The sequence below is a fragment of the Armatimonadota bacterium genome, from assembly GCA_025059775.1.
Classification (GTDB): Bacteria; Sysuimicrobiota; Sysuimicrobiia; order Sysuimicrobiales; family Sysuimicrobiaceae; genus Sysuimicrobium.
The window spans coordinates 1-7,192 of sequence record JANXCW010000029.1; the positions used below are offsets into that span (position 1 = coordinate 1).

At 67.5% G+C, this 7,192-nt stretch carries 11 protein-coding genes; all 11 read left to right on the forward strand.

Translation table 11 applies throughout. The features are described 5' to 3' along the window. A partial coding sequence (locus N0A24_12075) for a phenylacetate--CoA ligase family protein (protein ID MCS7174074.1) occupies nt 1-339 on the forward strand: 339 nt, incomplete at its 5' end. Next, a complete protein-coding gene (locus tag N0A24_12080; protein ID MCS7174075.1) occupies nt 317-1,492 on the forward strand; it encodes an ABC transporter ATP-binding protein in 1,176 nt (391 codons plus the stop codon). The genes N0A24_12075 and N0A24_12080, both read left to right, overlap by 23 nt. Before the next feature lie 13 nt (nt 1,493-1,505). Then, on the forward strand, nt 1,506-2,558 hold the full coding sequence (locus tag N0A24_12085; protein ID MCS7174076.1) for a hypothetical protein: 1,053 nt from the start codon (nt 1,506-1,508) through the stop codon (nt 2,556-2,558). Nucleotides 2,559-2,586: 28 nt separating this feature from the next. Next, complete coding sequence (locus tag N0A24_12090; GenBank protein MCS7174077.1) at nt 2,587-3,390, forward strand: ABC transporter substrate-binding protein; 804 nt, start codon at nt 2,587-2,589, stop codon at nt 3,388-3,390. Between the two features lie 58 nt (nt 3,391-3,448). Next, nucleotides 3,449-4,135, forward strand: a complete 687-nt coding sequence (locus N0A24_12095; GenBank protein MCS7174078.1) for a 3-oxoacid CoA-transferase subunit A — start codon at nt 3,449-3,451, stop codon at nt 4,133-4,135. A 56-nt stretch (nt 4,136-4,191) separates the two neighbouring features. Then, nucleotides 4,192-4,884: a 3-oxoacid CoA-transferase subunit B gene (locus N0A24_12100; protein ID MCS7174079.1), complete on the forward strand. Its 693-nt coding sequence runs from the start codon at nt 4,192-4,194 to the stop codon at nt 4,882-4,884. Nucleotides 4,885-4,895: 11 nt separating this feature from the next. Beyond that, a complete protein-coding gene (locus tag N0A24_12105) occupies nt 4,896-5,768 on the forward strand; it encodes an amidohydrolase family protein (protein MCS7174080.1) in 873 nt (290 codons plus the stop codon). Between the two features lie 4 nt (nt 5,769-5,772). Continuing rightward, entirely contained in the window at nt 5,773-6,042 is a 270-nt protein-coding gene (locus tag N0A24_12110; GenBank protein ID MCS7174081.1) for a hypothetical protein, read from the forward strand. Between the two features lie 3 nt (nt 6,043-6,045). Continuing rightward, a complete protein-coding gene (locus N0A24_12115) occupies nt 6,046-6,330 on the forward strand; it encodes a hypothetical protein (protein ID MCS7174082.1) in 285 nt (94 codons plus the stop codon). 21 nt (nt 6,331-6,351) lie between these two features. Next, nucleotides 6,352-6,579, forward strand: coding sequence for a hypothetical protein (locus N0A24_12120; GenBank protein MCS7174083.1), 228 nt, complete (start codon nt 6,352-6,354; stop codon nt 6,577-6,579). A 29-nt stretch (nt 6,580-6,608) separates the two neighbouring features. After that, nucleotides 6,609-7,192: hypothetical protein (locus tag N0A24_12125; GenBank protein ID MCS7174084.1), on the forward strand; the 584-nt coding region annotated here is incomplete at its 3' end.

The window sequence follows — 7,192 nt, forward strand, 5'->3', positions numbered from 1 at the left end:
GGGCGGGCGGACGACGTGATCTGGTACCGGGGGGTGAACGTGTACCCCGCGGCCATCGAGCAGGTGGTCCGCGGCTTTCGGGAGCTTGCGGACGAGTTCCAGGTGGTGCTGCGGGGAACCGTGGAGCGGCCGGAGCTCGTGGTCCGGGTGGAGTGGGCGACGGCTACGGTCCCGGAGGGGTTCGAGGGTGCGGTAGCGTCGAAGTTGCGGGAGGCCCTGGGGGTAGGGGTCCGGGTGGAGCTGGTGGAACCCGGGGGACTTCCGAGGACGGAGTACAAGGCGCGGCGCGTGATGGACCTGAGGGAGGGAAGGGAGCATGCGGGAAGCAGCCCGCGTTGAGCGGAGCCCCACCGCCCTGATGGCTGTGGAAAGTGGGGAGGGGATTTCCGTGCGGGTTCGGGAGGTGCGCAAGCGATTCGGACCCCGCGCGGGAAGCGGAGGCGTGGTGGCGCTGGATGGAGTTTCGCTGGAGGTGCGGAGAGGGGAGTTTCTGGTAATGCTGGGACCCAGCGGGTGCGGGAAGACCACCTTGCTGCGGAGCCTCGCGGGGCTGGAGCGGCCGGACGGAGGGGAGATCGAGATCGAAGGGGAGCTGGTGTTCTCCGCAGCGCAGGGGGTCTTCTGGCCGCCCCACCGCAGACCGGTGAGCATGATGTTCCAGTCCTACGCGTTGTGGCCGCACATGACGGTGTACGAGAACGTGGCGTTCCCGCTGCGGATGAAGCGCCGGGAGGGGGGGAGGGAGCGGACCCGGGTGCGGGAGGTACTGGAGATGGTGGGGTGCGGGGGGTTGGAGCGGCGGTACCCGGGCGAGCTGAGCGGAGGGCAGCAGCAACGGGTGGCCCTGGCCCGGGCCATCGTGGCGGGGGATCGGGTGATCCTGTTCGACGAGCCGCTGTCGAACGTGGATGCACGGGTGCGGGAGGAGCTGCGGGGCGAGATCGTGCAGATGCAGCGGAGGCTGGGGTTCACGGCCATCTACGTGACGCACGACCAGAAGGAGGCCATGGCCATCGCGGACCGGCTGGTGGTGATGGACGGAGGCAGGATCCTGCAGGTGGGGACCCCGCAGGAGGTGTACCTGCGGCCCCGGTCGGAACGGGTGGCGTATATCGTGGGACGGGGGAATCTGCTGCCCGGTCAGGTGGTGGGGCAGGAAGGGGGCCATTACTTCGTAGAGACCGCGGCGGGGCGACTGATGGGGACCGGGGAGGACCGCCTGAAGCCTGGGGATCGGGTGCTGGTGTTCTTCCGGCCCGAGGTGTGCCGGGTGGTGCCCGCGGGGGAGGTGGGGGCGACGGGAGGGATACGGGGGATTGTGCGGCAGAGGGCGTTTTTGGGCAACATCCAGGAGCTGCGGGTGCAGGTGGGTCAGGCGGAGATCCTGGTGGAGGTTCCGGAAGGGGTGGAGGTCCCGGAAGGGGAGGTGACCTTGGAGATTCCGGAGGATCGGGTGCGGGTGTTCGGAGGAACTGCACCAACCCATTCCTGAAGGGGGGAGCAGCATGCGCGGGAAAAAGATTTTCGGGATTTTGTTGGGGACGTGGTTGTGCGCGGCCGTACTGGGGCCGTACAGCCAGGCGGCCCCTCAGGCGTCCTTGCGGGAGCAGCTGTGTGAACAGGCCCGGCGGGAGGGGCAGCTCAACCTCCTCACCAACGTGGCCCTGGTGGCGGATCCGCTCGTGGAGCTCTTCCAGGAGCAGTTTCCAGGGCTGCGGGTCCGGGCGGTGACGGACGTGGCAGCGCCCACCCGGGCCATCACGGAGGCCCAGGCGGGCCGGCACGAGCACGACATCCTGGTGTGGACCATTCCAGGGGTTCTGCCCCTCTTCGAGCGGAATCTCCTGGCTTCCTTTAAGCCGGAAGAACTCACCGCATTCCGCATCCCGCCGGGGACCGCGATTCTGAACAACACCACCCTCAAGTTCTACAACTTCGTGCATACCCTCAGCTACGACTCGCGCCGGCTCCGCCCGGAGGACGTTCCCCGGGACTGGAACGGGATCCTGAACCCCCGCTGGCGGGAACGATTCGTGGGGGACATCCCCACGGTGACGAACGGGATCGCGGCCCTGGGGCTATTGCTGGGGGAGGCCTGGGCCACGAACTTCGCCAGGCGGCTGCGCGATGAGGTCCGGATCACCATCGTCCCCAACCCCACCATTGGTCGGGAGATGGTCCTGCGGGGCGAGAAGGACCTCATGTGGGGCGGCATCGGAGAGACCATCGATCGTCGGGAGCGGTTCCGGGAGCCCTTGGCGTGGAACCCCGTGACCCCCACCTACGCCTCCCAGTTCGTGGTGGTGGCCTTCCAGCGGGCACCGCACCCCAACGCCGCACGGTGCGTGGCCCTGTGGGCGGCGACCCAGGAGGCGAAGCCCATCATGGAGCGGAAGGCGTACTTCCTGGCGGACGCCACGCCGGGTGCAAGGACCCAGCTGCGTCGGGAGATCGAGCGCCACCGCATGCGGATCTTTTTCGAGAACGTGGAATCCGCCAAGCGCCGGCTGGAGCTCTACGGACGACTCGTGCCCATCCTCCAGGGCCAGGTGCCTTAAGGGAAGGGAGTTAAGGAGGTGGGGATGGATGCGAAGATGGCTGCGGGGTGCGCTCTGGACGAGCTTCCTCGTCGCCGTTCTCTTCCCAAGAGGCGCTGCTACAGGGCCTTCCCTGCGGGAGCGGATCTGTGAGGCAGCCCAGAAAGAGGGGGTGGTCCACATCCTCACGAACGTGCGGGAGGTAGCGGACCCGCTGGAGAAGGCCCTGAACGGAAGGTTTCCGTGGCTGCGGGTGCGCACCGTTACGGACGTGGCCGCACCTACCAGGGCCGTGGCAGAGGCGCAAGCGGGCCGGCATGAGCACGACGTGTTCGCGTACAGTCTCCCTGGGATTCTTCCGGCGTACGAGAGGGGGTTGCTTGTCTCCTTCTCGGATTCGGAGATCCAGACCTTCGGAATTCATCCGGGCGCGCGACTGTTAGGAGGAGCCGTGCTGAGTGGCTGGACGTTCGTACATACCATCGCGCACGACACTCGGCGGGTGCGGTCCGAGGAAGCCCCCAGACGATGGGAGGATCTGCTGACCCCCAGGTGGCGCGGTCGTTTGGTGGGCAGCATCTCCGCCCTCACCAATGGGGTGGCGGCGGTGGGACTGCTTTTGGGCGAGGCTTGGGCTTTCGACTTTGTGCGGAAGTTGCGGGATGAAGTTAAGGTTACACTGACCCCCAGCCCCACCCTGGCACTGCAGCTCGTCCTTCAGGGGGAGAAGGACCTGTTGTGGAGCGGGATCGAGACCACCCTTGAACGGCAGGAGAGGGCGGTGGAGTCCGCCCGCCGGCGGCTGGAGCTCTATGGGCGCCTGCTGCCTGTCCTGCAAGGACAGGTGCGCTGAGGAAGGCTTGACATCAGAGGAATCACGATCGTATTGGATAGTTCTGTGAGCGAGGGGCATGGATAAGCTCGTGCCGACGTGTGACGAGGCCGTCGCGGACATTCCCAACGGAGCCACCATCATGATCGGGGGGTTCGGCCCTCCGGGCTTTCCCGCTCAGCTGGTGGAGGCCCTCCGGCGTCGGCGGCTGCGAGAGCTCGTGATCATCCAGTGTGGGGGCGGCACGGAGGACTACGCCCTCGGGGGCCTCATCCTCGACGGAGCCGTGCGGAAGCTCATCAGCTCCTACCCCACGCATCCGGGAGCCTGGGCCCTCCGGGACCGGTATCTCCGCGGGGAGATCGAGCTGGAGGTTCTGCCTCAGGGCACGTTCGTGGAGCGGATTCGGGCGGCAGGGGCTGGACTGGGCGGGTTCTACACGCCCACTGGGGTGGGGACGGAGCTGGCGGAGGGGAAGGAGATACGCGTGATCAACGGCCGCCCCTACGTCTTCGAGCTCCCCCTCTCCGCGGACTTCGCCCTCATCAAGGCGCACCGGGCGGATCGGTGGGGAAACCTCACCTACCGTCGCACCATGCGGAACTTCAACCCCATCATGGCCATGGCCGCGAAGGTGGTGATCGCGGAGGTAGACGAGGTCGTTCCGGTCGGGGCGCTCTCCCCCGAGGAGGTCGAGACCCCTGGCATCTGCGTGGACCGGGTGGTGGCTACGGAGCGCCATCCCCGACTCCTGCGCCGTGTCTGACGATCCCCCTCCCGGTGGGGAGCACAGGACACCAGGGTTGGACGAGGTGGTCCAGCATGGCCCTAACGCGGGAAGGTGTGGCATACCGGATCGCTCAGGATCTCCCGGACGGCAGCTACGTGAACCTGGGGGTGGGAATCCCCTCCCTGGTGTTGCAGTTCCTCCCTGAGGGACGGGATGTCCTGATCCACAGCGAGAACGGGATCCTGGGGGTAGGGCCGAAGGCCGCGCCGGGAGAAGAGGATCCGGACCTGGTGAACGCCAACGGGGACTACGTGACCCTGCTTGCGGGCGCGAGCCTGTTTGACCACGCGCTCTCCTTCGCCATCATCCGGGGAGGACACCTCACCCACGCGGTCCTCGGAGCCCTGCAGGTCTCCCGGAAGGGGGATTTGGCGAACTGGAAGGTACCCGGGCAGCGGGTGCCCGGCGTGGGGGGGGCTATGGATCTGGCGGTGGGGGCGCAGCGGGTGTGGGTGGCCATGACGCACGTGACGGAGCGGGGGGAGCCGAAGATCGTAGAGGAATGCACGTATCCGCTCACCGCACCCCGATGCGTGAAGCGGATCTACACGGACCTGGCGGTGATCCGGATAGAAGGGGAGGAGCTGGTGTTGGAGGAGGTAGCCCCCGGGGTAAGCCTCGGGGAGGTCCAGGCGCGCACGGGAGCCCCCCTTCGGGTGACGGACGACGTGCGGATCATGCCGGTGCCCGCGGAGATCCGGGGAATTCCCCTCCACAGGCCTTGAGGGAGAGAAAAATGGTCCGCGGAATCGACGTACACGTGCACATCGCCACCGGGGACAAGATCCGGCTGGGCCGGCGGCCCATGTTCCCCACGGGGGTGGATCCCCGGTGGGACAACCCGGACGCCATGGCGGAGCTGTACGCCTCCCTGGACCTGATGGCGGTGATCTTCGACGTGGACAACGAGACCCAGAGCGGACTGCGCATCTCCAACGAGGAAGTGGCCGGGTGGGTCCGGAAATACCCCGAGGTGTTCATCGGATTCGGGAGCGTGGACCCATGGAAGGGAAGGAGGGCGGTGGAGGAAGTACAGCGGTGCGCGGACCTGGGGCTGCGGGGGATGAAGTTCCAGCAGATCACCCAGGCCTTCCGGCCCGACGACCCCCGCTTTTTCCCCATCTATGAGGCGTGCGTGGACCGGGGATTGGCGGTACTCTTCCACACGGGAACCACGGCCATCGGGGTGGGGAGGCCGGGCGGCATGGGCCTGCGGCTGGACTACGGCCGTCCCATCTACATAGACGAGGTGGCCGCCCGGTATCCGGAGCTGCGCATCATCCTGGCACACCCCGCGTGGCCCTGGCACGAGGAGCAGCTGGCCATCGTCCGGCACAAGGGCAACGTGTACATGGATCTGTCCGGCTGGGCCCCCAAGTACTTCCCCCCCTCCGTGGTCCACTATGCGAACACCCTGATCCAGGACAAGGTGTTCTTCGGATCGGACTACCCTATGATCACGCCGCAGCGGTGGCTGGAGGAGTTCGCCGACCTTCCCCTTAAGGAGGAGGTGCGGCGGAAGATCCTCCTGCTGAATGCCGCACGGTTTTTCGGACTGCAGCTTCCCGGAGTGCAGGAGACGGCCGCAGAGGCTAAAAAGGAGGCGTGAGAGCATGGAAGGCGCGCGGGCGACCCTAGAGCGGATTGACCGGGCCCTCGACGAGGTCCGGGTGGGACTTGCCGCGGACGGGTTTGCGCTCCGAATTCAGCAGGTGACGGAGGACGGGTGGGTGGACTTGGTGCTGGAAGCAACCCCGGAGGCCTGTCTGGAGTGCCTGGTGGGGGACGAGGTGCTGCAGGCCATGCTCCAGCAGTGCATCGCGCCCGTGTACCCCGCCCTGCGGGGCGTGCGGTTGGAGAAGCGCATTCCACAGGAGGGATGAGTCATGCCGGTGCTCGTGGATCCTACAGGGGAGACGGTGCAGGCCGCCAAGTCCCCGGCCCCCCGAACCCGCTCGAGTCTGCAGGGAGCGCGGGTGGGGCTGGTGGACAACGGGAAGCGGAACGCGGACGCTTTCCTGCGGGCCCTGGGGGAGCTGCTGCAGGTACGGTTCGGGGCACAGGAGGTGCACCTGCGCCGCAAGCCCAACGCCTCCCTTCCCGCTCCGCCGGAGCTGGTGGAGGATCTCCTGGCGCGGTGCGACGTGGTGATCGCGGGGGTGGGAGACTGAGGGTCGTGCAGCGCGGCCAGTGTGGCCGATGGCATTCTGTTCGAGGAGCGGGGAGTGCCTGCGGCGGTGGTGATCACGGAGGCATTTCTACGGACCGCGGACGCTATGGCCCAGACCCGGGGCATGCCGGGCTATCCCTACGCGGTGATCCCACATCCGCTCAGCAGCTTGAGCCCTGAGGAGGTGCGGGCGCGGGCGGAGCAGGTGCTGCCGGAGGTGGTGCGGCTGTTGGGGATCCAGGCCCCGTAGGCAGCCGAGCGATCCGCACGGGGGGGAACATGAAGACCTGGCAGGAGGTAGAGCCCGCCCGGGAAGCGGTGGAGCAGGCCCGGGGGGTGATGGAGTACTGCTACGAGCGGGGGTGGACGGACGGATTGCCCGTGGTTCCTCCCGCGGAGGAGTTCGTGGAGGAATTCCTCGCCCAGGTGGACCGGGACCCGGAGGAGGTCCTCTTGGCACAAGAGCACCTGGGGAGGAGGTGCACGGTGCGATTGGCGGCCGCGAACGCGGTGATGGCGGGCTGCCGACCGGAGCACTTCCCCGTGGTCCTGGCGGCCCTGGAGGGTCTGGAGCGGACCGCGGGAAGCCGAGGCCTGCTGCAGAGCACCAGCGGACAGGCGGTGCTGGTGGTGGTCAACGGCCCCATCCGGCAGGAGCTGGGGTTTAACGGTTCCGACAACGTCTTCAGCCCCGGGGACCGGGCCAACGCCACCGTGGGCCGGGCGATCCGCCTGGTGGTCCTGAACGCCCTGGGGATCCGGCCGCACGTCTTCGATCAGAGCACGCAGGGTACTCCCGCCAAGTACAGCTTCTGCATCGCGGAGAACGAGGAGGAAAGCCCCTGGGAGCCCCTGCACGTGGA

Coding starts and splice junctions, on each gene's coding strand:
- N0A24_12080 (MCS7174075.1), top strand. CDS start 317: ATGCGGGAAGCAGCCCGCGTTGAGCGGAGCCCCACCGCCCTGATGGCT.
- N0A24_12085 (MCS7174076.1), top strand. CDS start 1,506: ATGCGCGGGAAAAAGATTTTCGGGATTTTGTTGGGGACGTGGTTGTGC.
- N0A24_12090 (MCS7174077.1), top strand. CDS start 2,587: ATGCGAAGATGGCTGCGGGGTGCGCTCTGGACGAGCTTCCTCGTCGCC.
- N0A24_12095 (MCS7174078.1), top strand. CDS start 3,449: ATGGATAAGCTCGTGCCGACGTGTGACGAGGCCGTCGCGGACATTCCC.
- N0A24_12100 (MCS7174079.1), top strand. CDS start 4,192: ATGGCCCTAACGCGGGAAGGTGTGGCATACCGGATCGCTCAGGATCTC.
- N0A24_12105 (MCS7174080.1), top strand. CDS start 4,896: ATGGTCCGCGGAATCGACGTACACGTGCACATCGCCACCGGGGACAAG.
- N0A24_12110 (MCS7174081.1), top strand. CDS start 5,773: ATGGAAGGCGCGCGGGCGACCCTAGAGCGGATTGACCGGGCCCTCGAC.
- N0A24_12115 (MCS7174082.1), top strand. CDS start 6,046: ATGCCGGTGCTCGTGGATCCTACAGGGGAGACGGTGCAGGCCGCCAAG.